We start from the raw sequence: 20,281 nt of genomic DNA, 5'->3' as shown, positions 1-20,281 counted from the left end.
CGGCGTCCCCGGCAGCGCCTGCGCGGTGGCCGCCGTACGTCCACCGCCGTCCTTCACCGGCCCGCCACCTCCGTGCCGCCATCGTGCGACCCTTGACCCATGCCCGAAGGTGACACGGTCTGGCAGGCCGCGAAGCGGCTGCACGGCGCGCTCGCGGGCCGTGTGCTGACCCGCAGCGACCTGCGGGTCCCCCGGTACGCCACCGCGGACCTGACCGGCCGCAGGGTCCTGGACGTCACCCCCCGCGGCAAGCACCTGCTCGCCCGGGTCGAGGGCGGCCTGACGCTCCACTCGCACCTGCGGATGGACGGTGCCTGGAAGGTGTACGCCACCGGGCAGCGCTGGAGCGGCGGCCCGGGACACCAGATCCGGGCGATCCTCGGCACCGCGGACCACACGGCCGTCGGCTACCGCCTCCCGGTCCTGGAGCTGATGCGCACGAGCGACGAGGAGCGGGCCGTGGGCCACCTCGGTCCCGACCTGCTGGGCCCCGACTGGGACCCGGACCGCGCCCTGGCCAACCTCCTCGCCGACCCCGCCCGCCCACTCGGCGAGGCCCTGCTCGACCAGCGCAACCTCGCCGGCATCGGCAACATCTACAAGTGCGAGCTGTGCTTCCTGCTCGGTGTCACCCCCTGGCTGCCCGTCGGCGCCCTCCCCGCCGACCGTGCCGCGCGGCTGCCCGGGCTCGCCAGGAGGCTGCTGGAGGCCAACCGCGACCGCCCGGTGCGCACCACCACCTTCCGCCGCGGTTCGGACCTCTTCGTCTACGGCCGCGCACCCCGCCCCTGCCTGCGCTGCGGCACGCCGATCCGCGTGGCCGACCAGGGGGACGGCACCCGCGAGCGCCCCACGTACTGGTGCCCGACCTGCCAACCCGGCCCGGCCCCCGCCCCGGGCACCTCCGCGCCCCGCCGTCTCCGCCCCGGCACACCCCGCTGACGCCCGGGCCACCACCGGGCAACCACCGAGCCACCGGACGTTCTCCCCCAGCCGCTCCTTTTCCTCACCGCCCTGTCAGCTCCGTGATCGCCGTCCGCCGCGACGCACCTCACTCCGGCCACGTCTCATCCCGCCCCCGACGCGACTCCTCACCCCCCGTCCCGCGCCTCTCACCGCGCCCCACGTCCCCGTCCCCACCCGGCAACGCAGGCCCCAACACCGTCCGCACCGCCCGGACCCACCTCCCGGCGCTCACGGCACCGTCCGCGCGCTCCTTCGGCACACAGTGCACCGGCAACAGACTCAACCCCCACCCCCCGGCAGCCACCGCCCCCTCCCAGGCTCCCGCGTCGCGCACCAGCGCCAGCCGCAGCACGGCCCACCACCACACCGCGCCGAGCCCCGCGGCCGTCCCCCAGCGCACCGTCCGCCCCGCCATGGCAGCCACCTCCAGCCGAACGCCGGACACCGCACGCCGCCCCGCCGGGCAGGACACCGCACGACGGACACCCGACACACCATCCGCCCGCCGGAAGGGGACCGCGCGGCCCCGGAACCGCCCGCACCGCGTCCCTTCACCATGACCGCCCCACTCCCCACCGGCAAACGGAGCACAACCGGACCGCGCGAAACATGCGAAGCACAAAGCACAACCGGACCGCACGGAGCACACGAAGCACCGCGCACCGCGCACCGAGCACCGAGCACCGAGCACCGAGCACCACCGGACCCCGACAGGGCGCCGAGCGCAAAGCACGACCGGCGACGCACAGCAGCACCCAGCAGCAACAGCGGTACCCAGGGAACGCACCAGCCCAAAGAGGCGCAAAAGACCCCGGCCGCGCCCCTCCGGGTCTCACCGGAGAGGCCCCGACCGGAGCCTTCTGCACACGTCTTCGGTTGGCGTTCGGTGCGCGACCCGCACAGGCCGCGTACGGGGGGCGGGGACCGCTAGGCGGCGACGACGTCCACGGCTTCCGCGGGCGCCTTGATGGTCACCCGCTCCGGTGAGACGCCGGCCACCGACACGGAGCCCAGCATCGGACGGACCGGTCCCGACGGCACCGGCTCGCTGGGGGTGGCCGCAGCGGACTGGGCCAGCTCGGCGAGGGCGAGCTCGTCGCTCACTTCCCGCATGAGCTCGGACATCCGTACGTCCAGCGCGTCGCAGATCGCGGCGAGCAGTTCGGAGGAAGCCTCCTTCTGCCCCCGCTCCACCTCGGAGAGATAGCCGAGTGAGACTCGGGCGGACGAGGAGACTTCGCGCAGAGTACGGCCCTGGCGTTGGCGCTGCCGACGCAGCACGTCACCCAGCAGGCGACGGAGCAGAATCATCGGTGGCTCCCTCCTCGGACCGCGTAGCCGCATCCTTCACGCCCCACCGTACCGCCTCGCGCCGCGGCCGTGCGGGGAGCGATGCTGTGTTCACTCAGGGCTGCAAACATCAAAACCCCCCGTTCCGTTCCGTATCCTGTGCCCGCTCATTCCCGGTCTGTTCGCCCGCAATCCGCTCCGTGAGCAGTGCGAGCACGCTCCGTACACTCTCTCTACGAATTTCCGCCCGGTCGCCGTTCAACCGCAGCGAGGTCACTTTCCCGCCTTCGGCGACTCCGGAGTCCGCCCCAAAGGGTCCGTCCACGGCCACGAAGACCGTGCCCACCGGCTGTCCGTCCTGGGGGTCCGGGCCGGCGACCCCGGTGGTCGCCAGGCCCCAGTCGGCGTCGAGCGCCTTGCGCACACCGGCCGCCATCTGGGCCGCGACCTGCGGATCCACCGCTCCTCGAGTGGCCAGCAGGGCGGCGTCCACACCGAGCAGTTCGTGTTTGAGTTCCGTGGCGTAGGCGGTGACCGAGCCCCGGAAGACCTTGGAGGCCCCCGGCACCGAGGTGATCTCCGCCGCGACCAGGCCACCGGTGAGGGACTCGGCGACGGCGACCGTCTCGCCTCTCACCGTCAGTAGTCGCACCAGTTCGGTGGCCGCGGAACTCACCCTTCCGACTCCTCCAACGCTTTTCCGCTCCCGGCGATTCCTCGCCTGCGCAGCACAATGGCCTGTTTCACATAGTCGAGCCCGGTCACCACGGTCAGGACGACCGCCACGGCCATCACCCAGAACCTCACAGTGGCCAGCCACCCCGTCAGCACCAGCACGTACATGCCGACGGCGACGCCCTGCGTCAGTGTCTTCAGCTTGCCGCCGCGGCTGGCGGGGATCACGCCGTAGCGGATGACCAGGAAACGCAGCAGGGTGATCCCGAGTTCCCGCCCCAGGATCACCGCCGTCACCCACCACGGCAGGTCGCCCAGGGCGGAGAGACAGATCAGCGCCGCCCCCATGATCGCCTTGTCGGCGATGGGGTCGGCGATCTTGCCGAAGTCGGTGACGAGGTCGTACCTGCGGGCCAGGTGACCGTCGAACAGGTCGGTGATCATGGCAATGGCGAAGGCCGCCCAGGCGAGCGAGCGCCAGGCCGGGTCGTAACCGCCGCCGGCCAGCATCAGCACCACGAAGCCGGGCACCAGGACCAGCCGGAGCATGGTCAGCAGGTTGGCGACGTTCCACACGCTCGCCTGGTTCACCGCGGCGGCCGCCAGCTTCCCGCCCCGCGCGGGCTTCACCGCTGCCTGCCCGCCCGTCGCCGCGTCCGCGGCGTCCGCCGGGCCGGTCCGTCCCGCCGCGCCCGTCGTCGCACTCTGCTCGCCGTGGCTGTGGGAAGCCCCCGGCGCCGCACGGCCGGCGGTCCCCGCGACGGCGCCGGACGCCGCGCCCGCGGCGGCTCCGTGCGCGCCGGAGGAGCCCCCCGCCGCGGAAGCCGGGACTCCGGTCATCTGCCCGCCTCCTCACTGCCCGCGGCCCGGTCCTCGAAGGGGTCCCGCAGCGGCTCGGCCACCAGATCGACTCCCTCGGTGCCGACCACCTTCGCCTCGACCATACGGCCGACGTCCAGGCCCTCGCCGCTCGTGAGCAGCACCTGGCCGTCCGTCTCGGGCGCCTGGTGCGCTGCGCGGCCGTACACCCCCTCCTCGTCGTCGACGGACTCGACGAGGACGTGCACGGTCTCGCCGACGCGCTCCTCGGCACGCTGGGAGACGAGTTCCTCGGCCAGCCGGGAGATATGCGCGAGGCGCTCGGCGACGACGTCCTCGTCGAGCTTGTTGTCGTACGTCGCCGCCTCCGTGCCCTCCTCGTCCGAGTAGCCGAAGACACCGATGGCGTCGAGGCGGGCGTGGTTGAGGAACCGTTCCAGTTCGGCCAGGTCGGCCTCGGTCTCGCCGGGGAAGCCGACGATGAAGTTGGAGCGCACGCCGGCCTGCGGGGCCTTGGAGCGGATGGTGTCGAGCAGTTCCAGGAAGCGGTCGGTGTCGCCGAAGCGCCGCATGGCGCGCAGCACGCCGGGCGCGGAGTGCTGGAAGGACAGGTCGAAGTAGGGGGCGACCTTCGGGGTGGAGGTCAGCACGTCGATCAGGCCAGGGCGCATCTCGGCCGGCTGCAGGTAGCTGACGCGCACCCGCTCGATGCCGTCGACCTCGGCGAGTTCGGGCAGCAGCGCCTCCAGCAGGCGGATGTCGCCGAGGTCCTTGCCGTAGGAGGTGTTGTTCTCGGAGACCAGCATGATCTCCTTCACGCCCTGCTCGGCCAGCCACCGCGTCTCGCCCAGCACGTCCGCCGGGCGGCGGGAGATGAAGGAGCCCCGGAAGGAGGGGATGGCGCAGAAGGAGCAGCGCCGGTCGCAGCCGGAGGCGAGCTTGACGGAGGCGACCGGGGAGCCGTCCAGGCGGCGGCGCAGCGGCGGGCGGGGTCCGGAGGCGGGGGCGACGCCCTCGGGCAGGTCGGCCGGGCCGTGTCCCGGAAGGGAGACCTGCGCGCCGGCGCTCTGCCGCTCCACGGGGCTGATCGGCAGCAGCTTGCGCCGGTCGCGCGGGGTGTGCGGGGCGTGCACGCCGCCGCTGAGGATGGTCCGCAGCCGGTCGGAGATGTTCGCGTAGTCGTCGAAGCCGAGCACGCCGTCGGCCTCCGGCAGGGCCTCGGCGAGTTCCTTGCCGTACCGCTCGGCCATGCAGCCGACGGCCACCACCGCCTTGGTTCTGCCGTGGCCCTTGAGGTCGTTGGCCTCCAGGAGGGCGTCGACGGAGTCCTTCTTGGCGGCGTCGACGAAGCCGCACGTGTTCACGACTGCGACATCCGCGTCCGCGGCGTCCTCCACGAGCTGCCAGCCGTCCGCCTCCAGACGGCCGGCGAGCTCCTCGGAGTCCACTTCGTTACGGGCGCAGCCGAGCGTGACGAGGGCGACGGTACGGCGTTCAGGCATGGGCTCAAGACTACTTCGTCCCGCCGACGTCCCCGGTCGACGGGTTGGCCCGGCCTGACCGGCCCGTACCGCCCTGCGCGCTTCCCGCCCGATTATCCGACCTGCGGGTCGCCCTTGGTGTACGTCAGGCGCTCCACGGCCCCCGGCCGGAAGTCGTCCTCGATCTTCTTGCCGTTGACGTACAGGTCGATGGCGCCCGCGTCGCCGAGCAGCAGGTTGATCTTGGAATCGTCCTGGAAGGTCTTGGTCTGGCCCTTCTTCAGCAGCCCGTCGAACAGCAGCCGCCCGTTGTGGTCCTTGGCGGAGATCCAGCTGCGTCCGTTGGCGGCGCTGACCTGGACGGTCACCTTGTCCTGGGGCGCGGCCGCGATGGCGCTGTCGGACGGCTCGGCCTTCTGGTCGGCGGGCTTGCTGCTCTTGGGGGTCGGCGAGGCGGGCTTGCTCCCGGTGGGCGTGGAGCCCTCGGCGACCTGGGCCTGGGTGCCGTGGCCGTCGTCGCCGCCCTTGAACGCGGTGAAGGCGACGAAGCCGACGACGGCCACGATGGCGGCGACCATGGCGGCGGTCCAGTTGGGGCCGCGCCGCTCGGGCCGGATCCGCTCCGCCTCGAACAGGGGCGCGGCCGGGGTCGGGGCCGGGCGGCCGCCGTGCTCGGCGTCGTACTGGGCGATCAGGGGGGCCGGGTCCAGGTGCACGGCGCGGGCCAGGGTGCGGATGTGTCCGCGGGCGTAGACGTCCCCGCCGCAGGGAGCGAAGTTGTCCGCCTCGATGGCGCGCACGATGGCGATGCGGACCCGGGTGGCGGTGCTGACGTCGTCGATGGTCAGGCCGGCGGCGATACGCGCCTGTTTGAGGGCATGGCCGACGGAGGGGCGGACTTCCTCGCGGTCGTCTTCGAACGGACGCTCGTCTTCAGGGGAGTTGCCGATGGACACGGGGGCGCCTTTCGAGCGTATGGCCGCCATGCTGGAGACTCAGTCTAGGCGGGGTACGAAAGGGTGGGGCAAGCGGGCGGTGGCACTTTGTACGCCATCGGAATGGCCGGACACTCCGAGGGCGGGGGCCACGGGCCAGGGTGCGGCCCGCGGCTGGCGTTTCGCTCAACTTGACGTATGCCAAAGGGAAACGGTTGCTCGGCGCTCTCTAACGGGTGGGTCACAGTCCGCGCCTGCCCGCACCGGGCCCGTCCTATCCCTCTTTCCCCCGTGTCCGTCCCGTTCGTCCCCCGCCTCCGCCCCGCCCGGCCCGCGTGCCCGGCCCGTCCGGCCCCCGCCGCGCCCCGTCCGTCCCCGGCTCCGCCCGCCCAGCCCTCGGTCATCCCTCTTTCATCCCTCGGTCTCGCCCCGGATCATCGCCAGCACGCCGTCCAGGTCGTCGGGTTTCACCAGCACGTCCCGCGCCTTGGAGCCCTCGCTGGGGCCGACGATCCCGCGCGACTCCATCAGGTCCATCAGGCGCCCCGCCTTGGCGAAGCCGACGCGCAGCTTGCGCTGCAGCATCGACGTCGACCCGAACTGCGTGGAGACGACGAGTTCGGCCGCCTGGCACAGCAGGTCGAGGTCGTCGCCGATGTCCTCGTCGATCTCCTTCTTCTGCTGGGTGCCGACGACGACGTCGTCCCGGAAGACCGGTGTCATCTGCGCCTTGCAGTGCGCGACGACGTCCGCGACCTCCTCCTCGGTCACGAAGGCGCCCTGCATGCGCACCGGCTTGCTCGCCCCCATCGGCAGGAACAGCCCGTCGCCCTTGCCGATCAGCTTCTCCGCGCCGGGCTGGTCGAGGATGACGCGCGAGTCGGCCAGCGAGGAGGTGGCGAACGCCAGCCGCGAGGGCACGTTGGCCTTGATGAGACCGGTGACCACGTCGACGGACGGCCGCTGCGTGGCCAGCACCAGGTGGATGCCGGCCGCGCGCGCGAGCTGGGTGATGCGCACGATGGCGTCCTCGACGTCGCGCGGCGCGACCATCATCAGGTCGGCGAGCTCGTCGACGATGACGAGCAGGTAGGGATAGGGCTGGAGTTCGCGCTCGCTGCCCTCCTGCGGCTTCACCTTGCCCGCGCGCACGGCCGCGTTGAAGTCGTCGATGTGCCGGAAGCCGTACGCCGCCAGGTCGTCGTAGCGCAGGTCCATCTCGCGTACGACCCACTGCAGCGCCTCGGCGGCCCGCTTGGGGTTGGTGATGATCGGCGTGATCAGGTGCGGAATGCCCTCGTACGCGGTGAGCTCGACCCGCTTGGGGTCGACGAGGATCATCCGGACGTCCTCCGGGGTGGCCCGCATCATGATCGAGGTGATCAGGCAGTTGATGCAGGACGACTTGCCGGAGCCGGTGGCGCCGGCCACCAGCAGGTGGGGCATCTTCGCCAGGCTGTGCATGACGTAGCCGCCCTCGACGTCCTTGCCGAAGGCCACCAGCATCGGATCGTCGTCCTCGGCCGACTCCGCCAGGCGCAGCACGTCGCCGAGGTTGACCATCTCCCGGTCGGTGTTCGGGATCTCGATGCCGACCGCCGACTTGCCCGGGATCGGGCTGATGATGCGCACGTCCGGGCTGGCGACGGCGTAGGCGATGTTCTTGGTGAGCGCGGTGATCCGCTCGACCTTCACGGCGGGGCCCAGCTCGACCTCGTAGCGCGTGACCGTCGGCCCGCGCGTGAAGCCGGTGACGCGCGCGTCCACCTTGAACTCGGTGAAGACGGTGGTCAGCGCGGCGACGATGGCGTCGTTGGCGGCGCTGCGCGCCTTGCCGGGTCCGCCGCGCCGCAGCAGGTCCAGCGACGGCAGGGCGTAGGTGATGTCGCCGGAGAGCTGGAGCTGTTCGGCACGCGGCGGCAGGTCGCGCGGCTCGGCGGGCGGCCTCTTGGTGAGGTCGGGGACGGCCGGCTCGGCCGGGGCCTGCTGCGGCTCGCCGTTCCTCCGCGGCGTCTCCTGCGGCAGCCGCTCCTGCTGGGGGCGGGCGGCCGGTACGGCGGACGGGGCGGGCACCGGGGTGGTCGGTTCGCGCTCGCCCGTGCCGACGCCCTGGGTGAGGTCGGCGACCACGGGAGAGGGCGGCATGCCGTGCAGGACGGCGCCGTCGAGCGCGGCGGCCGCGGCCGCGGCGACGTCCACGGCGTCCATCGGACGGCCCATCTCGGGCTGCGGCACGGCGGAGCGCCGGGGCCGGCCGCGGCGCCGGGCGAGGGCCTCCTGCTCGGCGCTGTCGGGGTCGTACGCCTGGCCGGACGCCGGGGCGGCCGGGTGGCGCCGGCGGGACCGGGCGGGCTGCGCCGCGCGCCACTCGTCGTCGTACTGCTCCTCGGCCGGGAACTCCTCGTCGTCCGCGGGGTCGTGCAGGATGCCCAGGCCGACGCCGAGCCGGCGCAGCCGCTGCGGGATGGCGTTGACCGGGGTGGCGGTGACCACCAGCAGCCCGAAGACCGTCAGCAGTACCAGCAGCGCCACGGCGAGCGCCTCGCCCAGGGCGTACGTCAGCGGGGTGGCCGCGGCCCAGCCGATGAGGCCGCCGGCGTCCCTTATGGCCTGCATGCCGTTGCTGCGGGCGGGCGCGCCGCAGGCGATGTGGACCTGGCCGAGCACGCCGACGAGGAGGGCGGACAGGCCGATGACGATACGGCCGTTGGCCTCCGGCTGCTCCGGGTGCCGCATGAAGCGGCCGGCGATGACCGCCAGCACCACCGGCACCAGCAGGTCGAGCCGGCCGAAGGTGCCGGTGACGAGGATCTCCACCAGCTCGCCCACCGGGCCGCGCAGGTCGGCCCAGGTGCCGGCGGCGACGATCAGGGCGATGCCGAGCAGCAGCAGCGCGACGCCGTCCTTGCGGTGCGCCGGGTCGAGGTTCTTCGCGCCCTGCCCTATGCCACGGAAGACGGCGCCGACGGCGTGCGCCAGGCCGAGCCAGAGGGCGCGGACCACCCGGTACACGCCCCCGGTGGGGCTCGGTGCCGGTTTCGGGGCGGGCTTCTTCGCCACGGCCTTCCTGGCCGGGGCCTTCTTCGCGGGCGCCTTCTTGGCGGGGGCCTTCTTCGCCGGAGCCTTCGCGGGAGCGGCAGCCCGTTTCGCGGGCTGCTTCTTGGCTGCGGAGGGACGTGAGGCCATGGGTGTGAGGTTACCTGCGCAGGCCCCGGTGGACACGTGTGCCCACAGCTTCACCCGTTCGTGTCGCCCGTGTCCGGCCCGCGAACTGACGCCGCCTCACCGCCGGCCGGCGCGGGCGCACCTCGCACGCTCCCGGGGACGGGCCCACGGCACGGACTCCCGCCCCCGCCCTCGGGCGTACCCGGGGACAGGAGCGCCGCAGGCACCGCCCGGCCGCCCCCGCGGCGGAAGGGGCGCCGTCCGGGATGTGCGGCCGGTGGCGCGCACCCCGTCCCCGGTCGCCGTCAGGTGTTCGTCAGTTGCTCGTCAGGTGTTCTGCGACGGCAGCGACGACGCGCTGCCCGTGCCGGGCTCCAGGGCGTCCAGGGCCCGCCGCAGGCCGGTGAGCTTGCGTTCGAGATGGGCCGCCGTGGCGACCGCGGCCGCGTCGGCGGACTCGTCGTTGAGCTGCTTGGAGAGGGCCTCGGCCTGCTCCTCGACGGCGGCGAGGCGGGCGGAGAGCTCGGCGAGCAGGCCGGCGGAGTCCTTGCCCTCGCCGGAGCCGCCCTTGCCGCCCTCCAACTGCAGCCGCAGCAGCGCCGCCTGCTCCTTGAGCTGGCAGTTCTTCATGTACAGGTCGACGAAGACCGAGACCTTCGCGCGCAGCACCCACGGGTCGAACGGCTTGGAGATGTAGTCGACCGCGCCCGCCGCGTATCCCCGGAAGGTGTGGTGCGGGCCGTGGTTGATCGCGGTGAGGAAGATGATCGGGATGTCCCGGGTCCGCTCCCGCCGCTTGATGTGCGCGGCCGTCTCGAACCCGTCCATGCCCGGCATCTGGACGTCGAGCAGAATCACCGCGAAGTCGTCCGTCAGCAGTGCCTTGAGCGCTTCCTCCCCGGACGATGCACGCACCAGCGTCTGATCCAGCGCAGAGAGGATGGCCTCCAGCGCCAACAGATTCTCCGGCCGGTCATCGACCAGGAGGATCTTGGCCTTCTGCACCATGGCCCGCCCTCCTCGACCCGGCTTGGGGCCGCCCCTGTCCGCAGGACCTGGGGACGCACCGGCGGGTGCGGCCCCAGGGGACGACTCCCTTGCGCCGCCCGTCCTTGTGCCGGTCATCGTAGCCGCACCCTGCCTGTCGCCACACCCTGTCACCGCGATGTCACTGTGCACGTAGCAGAAACGCAGCGGGAGACCAGAAGGTTCCCCGGATCCCGTCCTTCTACACGACCTCCGCCCCTTTCGCCGGCACCTTCACATGCACGGGGGACACGACGTCACTCGCCCCGCATCCACTGCTTCATCACCGTCAGCAGGTGGTCGGGGTCGACCGGCTTGGTCACGTAGTCGGAGGCGCCCGACTCGATCGCCTTCTCCCGGTCGCCCTTCATCGCCTTCGCGGTCAGCGCGATGATCGGCAGCCCCGCGAACTGCGGCATCCGGCGGATCGCCGTGGTCGTCGCGTACCCGTCCATCTCGGGCATCATGATGTCCATCAGGACGACCGCCACGTCCTCGTGCTGCTCCAGCACCTCGATGCCCTCCCGGCCGTTCTCGGCGTACAGCACCGACAGGCCGTGCTGTTCGAGGACGCTGGTGAGCGCGAACACGTTGCGGATGTCGTCGTCGACGATGAGCACCTTCTCGCCGTTGAACCGCATCCCGCGGTGCGGCTGCGGCGCCGTGTCCTGCTCGGCGGCCGACAACTCGTCGTGCCCGGTGCGCTGCTCGGCGGGCGGCAGAGCGGCCCGGCGGCGGCGCCGGAAGAGCGCCGCGGGGCCGTTCTGCGTCTCCTGGTACGACTTCACCTCGGCCGGCGTCTCGACCTGCGCCCCGGACAGCTGCGAGGGCAGCGCGTCCAGCATGCCCAGTTCCTCGCCCTCCGGCTCCGCGGCCTGCGGGGACCCCTGCGGCGGCAGGTCGCCGGGGCGCAGCGGCAGGTAGAGCGTGAACGTCGAGCCGCGCCCCGGCTCGCTCTGCGCGTGGATCTCGCCGCCGAGCAGGTGCGCGATCTCCCGCGAGATGGACAGCCCCAGGCCCGTACCGCCGTACTTGCGGCTGGTGGTGCCGTCGGCCTGCTTGAACGCCTCGAAGATCACCCGCATCTTGCTGGCCGCGATGCCGATGCCGGTGTCGGTCACCGAGAACGCGATCAGCTCCGCGTCCGGGTCGCTGATCGAACCGGACTCCAGCAGCTGCTCCCGGATCGACTGCGGCACCTCGTCCCGGGCCGGCCGGATGACCAGCTCCACCGACCCGGAGTCGGTGAACTTCACCGCGTTGGACAGCAGGTTGCGCAGCACCTGCAGCAGCCGCTGCTCGTCGGTGTGCAGGGTCGCGGGCAGCTCCGGCGAGACCCGTACGGACAGATCCAGGCCCTTCTCCGCGGTCAGCGGCCGGAAGGTGGCCTCGACGTAGTCGACGAGCTGGACGAGCGCGATGCGCGTCGGGGAGACGTCCATCTTGCCCGCCTCGACCTTGGACAGGTCGAGGATGTCGTTGATGAGCTGCAGCAGGTCGGAACCGGCGCCGTGGATGGTCTCGGCGAACTCCACCTGCTTCGGGGTGAGGTTGCCCTCGGCGTTGTCGGCGAGCAGCTTGGCCAGGATCAGCAGCGAGTTGAGCGGCGTGCGCAGCTCGTGCGACATGTTGGCGAGGAACTCGCTCTTGTAGCGCATGGAGACCGCGAGCTGCTCGGCACGCTCCTCCAGCACCTGCCGCGCCTCCTCGATCTCGGTGTTCTTCACCTCGATGTCGCGGTTCTGCCGGGCCAGCAGCTCGGCCTTCTCCTCCAGTTCGGCGTTGGACGCCTGCAGGGCCTTCTGCCGCTGCTCCAACTCGGCCGACCGGATGCGCAGTTGCTCGGTGAGCTCCTGCGACTGCTTCAGCAGCCGCTCGGTCTTGGTGTTGACCGAGATGGTGTTGACGCTGGTGGCGATCATCTCGGCGATCTGGCTGAGGAAGTCCTTCTGGATCTGGGTGAACGGTGTGAAGGACGCCAGCTCGATCACGCCGAGCACCTTGCCCTCGAACAGCAGCGGAATCACGATGACCTGCGCGGGCGGCGCCTCGCCGAGCCCGGAGGCGATCTTCAGGTAGCCGCTGGGCGCGTTCTCCACCAGGATCGTGCGCTTCTCCTGCGCGGCCGTCCCGATCAGCGCCTCGCCGGGCCGGAACGACGTCGGCATGGAGCCCATCGAGTAGCCGTACGAGCCCAGCATCCGCAGCTCGTAGTCGGTGTCGTCGTCGAGGTCCTCGCCGTCGACCAGCGGCATCGCGACGAAGAACGCGCCATGCTGCGCGGACACCACCGGCGTCAGCTCGCTCATGATCAGCGAGGCGACGTCCTCCAGATCGCGGCGGCCCTGCATCAGCTGGGAGATGCGGGCCAGGTTGCCCTTGAGCCAGTCCTGCTCCTTGTTGGCGATCGTGGTGTCGCGCAGGTTGGCGATCATCTTGTTGATGTAGTCCTGGAGTTCCTGGATCTCGCCGGCCGCGTCGACGTCGATCTTCAGGTTCAGATCGCCGCGGGTCACCGCGGTCGCCACCCGCGCGATGGCCCGCACCTGCCGGGTGAGGTTCCCGGCCATCTCGTTCACGGACTCCGTCAGGTCCCGCCAGGTGCCGTCGACGTCCCGCACCCGCGCCTGCCCGCCGAGCCGTCCCTCGGTGCCCACCTCGCGGGCCACCCGGGTGACCTCCTCGGCGAACGACGAGAGCTGGTCCACCATCGTGTTGATCGTGGTCTTCAGCTCCAGGATCTCGCCGCGCGCGTCGATGTCGATCTTCTTCGTCAGGTCGCCCTTGGCGATCGCGGTGGTGACCATGGCGATGTTGCGCACCTGCCCGGTCAGGTTGGACGCCATCTGGTTCACCGACTCGGTGAGGTCCTTCCAGGTGCCGGCCACCCCGGGCACGTACGCCTGACCGCCCAGGATGCCGTCCGTGCCCACCTCGCGGGCCACCTTGGTGACCTGGTCGGCGAACGAACTCAGCGTCTTGACCATGGTGTTGAAGGTGTCGGCGAGCTGCGCCACCTCGCCGCGCGCCTCGATCGTCACCGTCCGCGTCAGGTCGCCGTTGGCGACGGCCGCGGCCACCTGGGAGATGTTGCGCACCTGCATGGTCAGGTTGTTGGCCATCAGGTTGACGTTGTCGCTGAGGTCCTTCCAGATGCCGGTGACGCCCGGCACGTGCGCCTGGCCGCCCAGGATGCCCTCGGTGCCCACCTCGCGGGCCACGCGCGTGACCTGCTCGGCGAACGACGACAGCTGGTCGACCATCGTGTTGACGGTGGTGACCAGCTCCAGGATCTCGCCCTTGGCGTCGACGGTGATCTTCTTCGACAGGTCGCCCTTGGCGACCGCGGTCGTCACCTCGGCGATGTTGCGCACCTGCATGGTCAGGTTGTTGGCCATGCCGTTCACGGACTGCGTGAGGTCCTTCCAGGTGCCGGAGACCCCCTGCACCTCCGCCTGGCCGCCCAGCCGGCCCTCGGTGCCGACCTCGCGGGCCACCCGGGTGACCTCCTCGGCGAACGAGGAGAGCTGGTCCACCATCGTGTTGATGGTGTTCTTCAGCTCCAGGATCTCCCCGCGCGCGTCCACGGTGATCTTCTGCGACAGGTCGCCGCGCGCCACGGCGGTGGCGACCTGCGCGATGTTGCGGACCTGCGCGGTGAGGTTGCCGGCCATGCCGTTCACCGAGTCCGTCAGGTCCCGCCACACGCCGGCCACACCCGGCACCTGCGCCTGACCGCCCAGCCGGCCCTCGGTGCCCACCTCGCGCGCGACCCGGGTCACCTGCTCGGCAAACGCGGAGAGCTGGTCGACCATCGTGTTGATGGTGTCCTTCAGCTCCAGGATCTCCCCGCGCGCGTCGATGTCGATCTTCTTCGTCAGGTCGCCCTTGGCGATCGCGGTCGTCACCTGCGCGATCTGCCGCACCTGGTTGGTGAGGTTGCCCGCCATGAAATTGACGGAGTCCGTCAGCTCCTTCCAGGTGCCGGAGACCCCGGGGACGACGGCCTGACCGCCCAGCCGGCCCTCGGTGCCCACGTCCCGCGCCATCCGCGTCACCTGGTCGGCGAACGACGACAGCTGGTCCACCATCGTGTTGACGGTGTTCTTCAGCTGCAGCATCTCGCCGGAGACGTCCACGGTGACCTTCTGCGACAGGTCGCCGTTGGCCACCGCCGTCGTCACCTGGGCGATGTTGCGTACCTGACCAGTGAGGTTGCGGAACGCGGTGTTGACGGAGTCCGTCAGGTCCTTCCACGTACCGGCCGCGCCCGGCACCTGCGCCTGACCGCCCAGCTCGCCTTCGACACCGATCTCGCGGGCCACGCGCGTGACCTCGGCACCGAACGCCTGGAGCTGGTCCACCATGCCGTTGACGGTGTTCTTCAGCTCCAGCATCTCGCCGGCCACGTCGACGGTGACCTTCTGCGACAGGTCGCCGTTGGCCACCGCCGTCGTCACGGCGGCGATGTCGCGCACCTGCGTGGTCAGGTTCCGGAACACGGTGTTGACCGAGTCCGTCAGGTCCTTCCAGATGCCGGCCGCGCCCGGCACGTTCGCCTGCCCGCCGAGCCGCCCCTCGGCGCCGACCTCGTTGGCCACCCGCGTGACCTCGTCGGCGAAGATGCGCAGCGTCTCGGTCATCTGGTTGATCGTCTCGGCGAGCTGCGCCACCTCGCCGCGGGCCGGCACGGTCACCTTCCGCGACAGATCGCCGTTGGCGACGGCCGTCGTCACCTCGGCGATCTCCCGCACCTGGGAGGTGAGGTTCCCCGCCATCGTGTTGACGGAGTCGGTGAGCTCCTTCCACACCCCGGCCACGCCCGGCACCTGCGCCTGACCGCCGAGGATGCCCTCGGTGCCGACCTCGCGCGCCACCCGGGTCACCTCGGAGGAGAACGCGGAGAGCTGGTCCACCATCGTGTTGACGGTGTTCTTCAGCTCCAGCATCTCGCCCTCGACGTGCACGGTGACCTTGCGGGACAGGTCGCCCTTGGCCACGGCGGTGGTCACCAGGGCGATGTCGCGCACCTGCGCGGTCAGCCGGGACGCCATGGTGTTCACGGCGTCCGTCAGGTCCCGCCACGACCCGGACATGCCGCGCACCCGCGCCTGCCCGCCGAGCTTGCCCTCGGTGCCGACCTCGCTGGCCACCCGGGTGACCTCGTCGGTGAACGTCGACAGCTGGTCGACGAGGTTGTTCACGGTCCGCGCGACCTTCAGGAACTCGCCGCGCAGCGGATGCCCCGGCCCCTCCGGCGTCTGGGTGCGCAGGTCCATCCGCGGGGACAGGTCGCCCTCGGCGACCGCCGACAGCACCCGGCCGACCTCGCTGACGGGCCACACCAGATCGTCGACGAGCGCGTTCGAGGCGTCGATCGCCGCCGCCCACGACCCCTCGCAGGCGCCCGTTTCCAGCCGTTCTGTGAGTTTTCCCTCACGGCCCACCATGCGGCGCACCCGCGACAGCTCGCCCGTCAGGTGCAGATTGCGGTCGGCCACCTCGTTGAAGACCGCCGCGATCTCCGCCATCACGCCGTCCCCGGACACCGTGAGCCGCTTGCGGAAGTTGCCGTCCCGCATCGCCGTCAGAGCGGCCAGCAGCCGGTTCAGGGCGGCCGTCTCCACCACGGTGGTCCCCGCGCGCTGGGCACGCCGGCTCTCCAGGGACGGTCCGCCCTTCGCGCGCGTCTTCGTGCTCCGCGTCGCTGTGCCAGACTCCACTGTGTCCCTCCCGCAGGGATCGACCGTTACTGCCGTGTTCGGGTACCACTGCTCGGGCATCCGTTCGCTGCCGCGTACTCCCGGTCCGGCCCATGGGCCCCACCGGGCCCCTGCCCGCCGCGCGCGGGCCGCACGCAGGCCGCCCTGGCCTTACCGGAAGCCTGCCCAGTGTTTCATCCCGGCCGAACCAGGCCATAACAGTTCGGCAGCTTCGCACATCGTCCGCACACCCTCGGAACGGAAAACACCGGTGACCGGCATCCGCTCGGACGGCGAAGGTAAGTAACCTTGCATGCGGCTGTCCAGCCGCGCCGGTTCGTCCGGCCTGGGCGGTGGCACGGGAACGAGCGGGCATCGGAGGGGCGGCCGCAATGACCACCGGACTGATCCCGGGGGACCAGCCCTCGGACCCCCGGCCGACGGACGCACTGCCGGAACAGCGGCGCGAGCCGGTCGGTCCGGAAGCCCTGCACGTCGACAACCGGTCGAGGAGTTCTGTGATCACCGCGCGCGCGGCCGCCACCTTCGAGCCCGTCGGCCGATCGGTCGCAAGCGCCAGATCCTTCGTCCGCGACACCCTCCAGGGCTGGGGCTTCGCCGACATCGTCGACGACGCGGTGGTCCTCACCAGCGAGTTGGTCACCAACGCCGTCGTACACGCCGGCACCTCCGCGGAGGTGCGCTGCCTGCGCAGCGACGAGGGCGTGCGCATCGAGGTCTCCGACCGCTACCCCGAGCGCGAGATCCCCGTCCAGTCCACCGCCGTCAACATGGGCAGCCCCGACCGCGAGGGCGGCCGTGGCCTGCAGCTGTGCGCCGCCCTGGCCGGCCGCTGGGGCGTGGAGTACACCCCCACCCACAAGAACGTCTGGTTCCAACTCGACCTTCCGCAGCGCCCGGTCGGCACCCGCGCCGCCGGCCCGCCGCTGCCCGCCGATCTCCTCCCCCTCGCCGACGGCCGGGTCCGCGTCGCCGTCGTGCAGATCGACCGCGCCGGCACCATCACCGCCTGGAACGAGGACGCGGAGGAGCTGTTCGGCCACGGCGCCGACCAGGTCATCGGCAAGCCCCTGACCGACCTCGCCGCCTGGCCGCACACCCCCGGCACCGGCACCGGCATCGCCGAGGCCCTCCAGCTCTCCCGCTGGGAGGGCAGTTACGGCATCCGCGCCGCCACCGGCCGCGTCATCCCCGTCTACGCCTCCCACTTGCGGGTCCGCGACACCGACGGCGAGCCCTCCACCGTCTGCCTCCTGGTCCGCGACCACGAACGGGCCGTCCTGCAGACGCCGGTGCGCCTGACCTCCGCCGACCAGAAGTCCACCTCCGACAGCCAGAGCAGCGACCCGTTCGAGGTGTTCATCGGCTCCCCGGCCCCCGACGACCTCGACGGCCTGCTGCAGCGCACGGTCGAGCGCGCCCGCGACATGCTCGACGGTGACGCCGCCTTCCTGCTGCTGGCGACCGACGACGAGACGGAGCTGGAGGTCCGCGCCTCCACCGGTCTGCCCTCCGCCCGCCAGCGCTTCGCCCGCGTCCCCGTCGAGGCCGGCCCCGGCCGCTACGGCTCGGCCCGCATGCCCGCCGTCCACGACGACCTCACCGCCGTCCCCGGCGCCGTACCCCTGCTCGCCGGCACCGGCATGCGCTCGGTCGTCACCGTCCCGCTCAAGGTGGAGGGCCGCCTCACCGGCTCCCTCGGCGTCGCCGCCGAAGCCCCCGGCCGCTACTCCAACGAGGATGCGCTGCGCCTGCAGTTCGCCGCCGACCGCATCGCGCTCGCCGTCGAGTCCGCCCGTCTCGGTGAGCTGGAACGCCTGCGCCGCGGCTCGCTCAGCTTCCTCGTCGAGGCCTCCGACCTCCTCGCCGGCACCCTGGACCGCGACCAGACGCTGGCGCTGATGGCCCAGATGACGGTCCCCACCCTGGCCACCTGGTGCGCGGTCTACACGATCGCCGACCAGGCCTCCGAACCGTATCTGTCGTACGTTCTGCACGAGGACGAGGAACTCATCGACGGCATCAAGTCCTTGCTGTCGAAGATCCCGCCCCCGGACCCGGTGCCCACTCCCGGCGCCCGCCTGTGGAGCGCCCCCGGCGAAGCCGCCCGCCAGTCGGCACTGCGCAGCTCCATGCACAGCCTCAGCCTCGGCGACTCCCCCCACCGCGTCGGCGCCACGGTCGGCCCGACCCTGGCCACCGCCCAGGCGGTGGGCGGTGAGACGGTCGTCCTGCCGCTGGTCGCCCGCAACCGCGTCATCGGCATGCTCACCCTGGGCAAGCCCACCGACGAGCACTTCCGCCAGGAAATCCTGGAGCTCGCCGAGGACTTGAGCCGCCGCGCCGCTCTCGCCCTGGACAACGCCCGCCTCTACTCCGAGCGCACGGCCATCAGCCAGTCCCTCCAGCGCAGCCTCCTGCCGCCGGAACTCCCCGAGATCGAGGGCGTCGAGGTGGAGGTCATCTACCGCGCGGCCGGCGAGGGCAACGAGGTCGGCGGCGACTTCTACGACGTCTTCCCCATCCACGACGGCGCCTACGGCTTCGCCATCGGCGACGTGTGCGGCACGGGCCCGGAGGCGGCCGCGGTGACCGGCCTGGCCCGGCACGCCCTGCGCCTTCTCGCCCGCGAGGGCTTCGGCGGCCCCGCGGTCCTGGAGCGCCTCAACTCGGCCATCCTCGACGAGGGCGAACGCAGCCGTTTCCTCACCCTGCTCTACGGCGAGGTACGACCGCAGCAGGACGGCAGCGCGGTCCTGAAGGTCGTCTGCGCCGGCCACCCGCTGCCGCTGCGCCTGCGCCAGGACGGCACCGTGGAACCGGCCGCCGAACCGCAGCCGCTGCTCGGCGTCATGGACGACCTGGAACTGTACGAGGAGACGGTCGTCCTCGACCCCGGCGACGTCCTGCTGTGCGTCACGGACGGTGTCACCGAGCGCCGCGAGGGCCGCCGCATGCTCGGCGACGACGGCCTCGCCGACGTGCTCACCACCTGCACGGGCCTCACGGCCGGCGCGGTCGCCGCCCGCGTCATGCGCGCGGTGGAGCGCTTCGCGTCGGACGCCCCGTCCGACGACATGGCGATCCTGGCGATGCGCGTGGCCGGCATCCAGCAGGACTGACCGAGAAGATCCGAGAGGCTCCGAAAAGCTCCGGAAAACCCGGGAGTTCCCCCGGAGAACCGGAGAGCGAGGAACGAAGAAGACCCCGACCGAAAGGGCGGGGTCTTCTTCACTGCTGGAGCCCCCAAACGGAATCGAACCGTTGACCTTCTCCTTACCATGGAGACGCTCTGCCGACTGAGCTATAGGGGCCGGTTGCGTTTCGCGGGATTCCCCGCGGCAACGGAATAGATCATACCCCGAACACAGCCGTGCTCCCAACCAGACCTCCGAGCGCGTTGCACGCCGACACGATCCGCTGCATCTCCCGCCTGGTCAACGAAGCGTCCACCGGCAGCGCCAGCGTCTCGTCCGCGGCCCGCTCGGTCTCCGGCAACGACACCCACCGCCGGAACTCCGGCAGCCGGTGCACGGGCGTCTTGACCGGCACCCGGCAGTCAACTCCCCTGGTCCGCAGAGCCCGTGCGAACGCGTCCCGATCCGGCCGCCCGTTCCCGGGCACCCGCACGACGTACTGCTGATAGGTGTGCCCGTCCCCACCCTCGGGCGTCCGCACGCCCTTCAGCCGTGCGTCCAGGTACGCGGCCCGCTGCCGGCGCTGCGCCACCTCGTCGTACGGCGCCGCCGACTCCCCTTGCTCCAGCACCAGAAGCCCGTGCCGCTGCCCCACGGCGCGCAGCCCCGCCATGTCCGCCGTCCGCCCGAAGCGGTGGACGACGACCACGGCCGCCGTACGCGGGGTCACCGCCGCCTCCACCGCGGACGCGTCGAGGCAGTACGTGACCGGATCTATGTCCGCGAACACCGGCTCCGCGCCGACCTGCGCCACGGCCTCGGCCACCTCGGCGTTCCCGAACGCCGGCACGACGACCTCGTCACCGACTCCGACGCCGGCGGTTGCGAGCATTGCAGCAGTACCCATGGCGGGGATGCTGGTTGCGGAACGTGAACACGAGGTGACGCACAAAAAAAGAGGGCCGGACCCTGAACCGAAGTTCGGGTCCGACCCTCTGAATAATTGTTCGGCGGCGTCCTACTCTCCCACAGGGTCCCCCCTGCAGTACCATCGGCGCTGTAAG

The 20,281-nt window shown here is 71.6% G+C and carries 11 protein-coding genes and 1 tRNA gene; 2 read left to right on the top strand and 10 right to left on the bottom strand.

What is annotated here, in order from left to right; translation table 11 throughout:
* Positions 1-99 precede the first annotated feature (99 nt).
* A complete protein-coding gene (locus IE225_RS14155) occupies positions 100-942 on the top strand; it encodes an Fpg/Nei family DNA glycosylase (RefSeq protein ID WP_190057840.1) in 843 nt (280 codons plus the stop codon).
* Between the two features lie 951 nt (positions 943-1,893).
* Here IE225_RS14155 and IE225_RS14150 read toward each other — a convergent pair.
* The 8 genes from IE225_RS14150 to IE225_RS14115 form a co-directional block, all read right to left on the bottom strand.
* Positions 1,894-2,277: a helix-turn-helix domain-containing protein gene (locus tag IE225_RS14150; protein ID WP_190057839.1), complete on the bottom strand. Its 384-nt coding sequence runs from the start codon at positions 2,275-2,277 to the stop codon at positions 1,894-1,896.
* 109 nt (positions 2,278-2,386) lie between these two features.
* Positions 2,387-2,932, bottom strand: coding sequence for a CinA family protein (locus IE225_RS14145; protein WP_190057838.1), 546 nt, complete (start codon positions 2,930-2,932; stop codon positions 2,387-2,389).
* The gene (gene pgsA, locus IE225_RS14140) at positions 2,929-3,771 is read right to left on the bottom strand and encodes a CDP-diacylglycerol--glycerol-3-phosphate 3-phosphatidyltransferase (RefSeq protein ID WP_190057837.1); all 843 of its coding nucleotides are present in this window, start codon (positions 3,769-3,771) and stop codon (positions 2,929-2,931) included. The genes IE225_RS14145 and pgsA overlap by 4 nt, the downstream gene beginning before the upstream one ends.
* On the bottom strand, positions 3,768-5,252 hold the full coding sequence (gene rimO, locus IE225_RS14135; RefSeq protein ID WP_190057836.1) for a 30S ribosomal protein S12 methylthiotransferase RimO: 1,485 nt from the start codon (positions 5,250-5,252) through the stop codon (positions 3,768-3,770). Before rimO ends, pgsA begins: the two co-directional genes overlap by 4 nt.
* Before the next feature lie 92 nt (positions 5,253-5,344).
* Positions 5,345-6,187, bottom strand: a complete 843-nt coding sequence (locus IE225_RS14130) for a helix-turn-helix domain-containing protein (protein WP_190057961.1) — start codon at positions 6,185-6,187, stop codon at positions 5,345-5,347.
* A gap of 390 nt (positions 6,188-6,577) precedes the next feature.
* Positions 6,578-9,352, bottom strand: a complete 2,775-nt coding sequence (locus IE225_RS14125; RefSeq protein WP_190057835.1) for a DNA translocase FtsK — start codon at positions 9,350-9,352, stop codon at positions 6,578-6,580.
* A gap of 306 nt (positions 9,353-9,658) precedes the next feature.
* Entirely contained in the window at positions 9,659-10,339 is a 681-nt protein-coding gene (locus IE225_RS14120) for a response regulator (protein WP_190057834.1), read from the bottom strand.
* Positions 10,340-10,614: 275 nt separating this feature from the next.
* Positions 10,615-16,080 carry a HAMP domain-containing protein gene (locus tag IE225_RS14115; RefSeq protein WP_190057833.1) on the bottom strand — a complete coding sequence of 1,822 codons (5,466 nt, stop codon included), beginning with the start codon at positions 16,078-16,080 and terminating at the stop codon, positions 10,615-10,617.
* A 371-nt stretch (positions 16,081-16,451) separates the two neighbouring features.
* Between IE225_RS14115 and IE225_RS14110 the strand changes: the two genes are divergently transcribed.
* Positions 16,452-19,202, top strand: coding sequence for a SpoIIE family protein phosphatase (locus IE225_RS14110; protein ID WP_190057832.1), 2,751 nt, complete (start codon positions 16,452-16,454; stop codon positions 19,200-19,202).
* A gap of 116 nt (positions 19,203-19,318) precedes the next feature.
* Here IE225_RS14110 and IE225_RS14105 read toward each other — a convergent pair.
* Positions 19,319-19,394 (bottom strand) — tRNA-Thr (locus IE225_RS14105).
* Positions 19,395-19,434: 40 nt separating this feature from the next.
* The gene (locus tag IE225_RS14100; protein WP_190057960.1) at positions 19,435-20,109 is read right to left on the bottom strand and encodes a DegT/DnrJ/EryC1/StrS family aminotransferase; all 675 of its coding nucleotides are present in this window, start codon (positions 20,107-20,109) and stop codon (positions 19,435-19,437) included.
* Positions 20,110-20,281: the final 172 nt, after the last annotated feature.

This window comes from Streptomyces echinoruber (assembly GCF_014651135.1).
In the GTDB taxonomy this organism is placed as follows: Bacteria; Actinomycetota; Actinomycetes; order Streptomycetales; family Streptomycetaceae; genus Streptomyces; species Streptomyces echinoruber.
The sequence above is the reverse complement of the archived record's forward strand: the minus strand, read 5'-3'. Positions and strand labels throughout refer to the sequence as shown.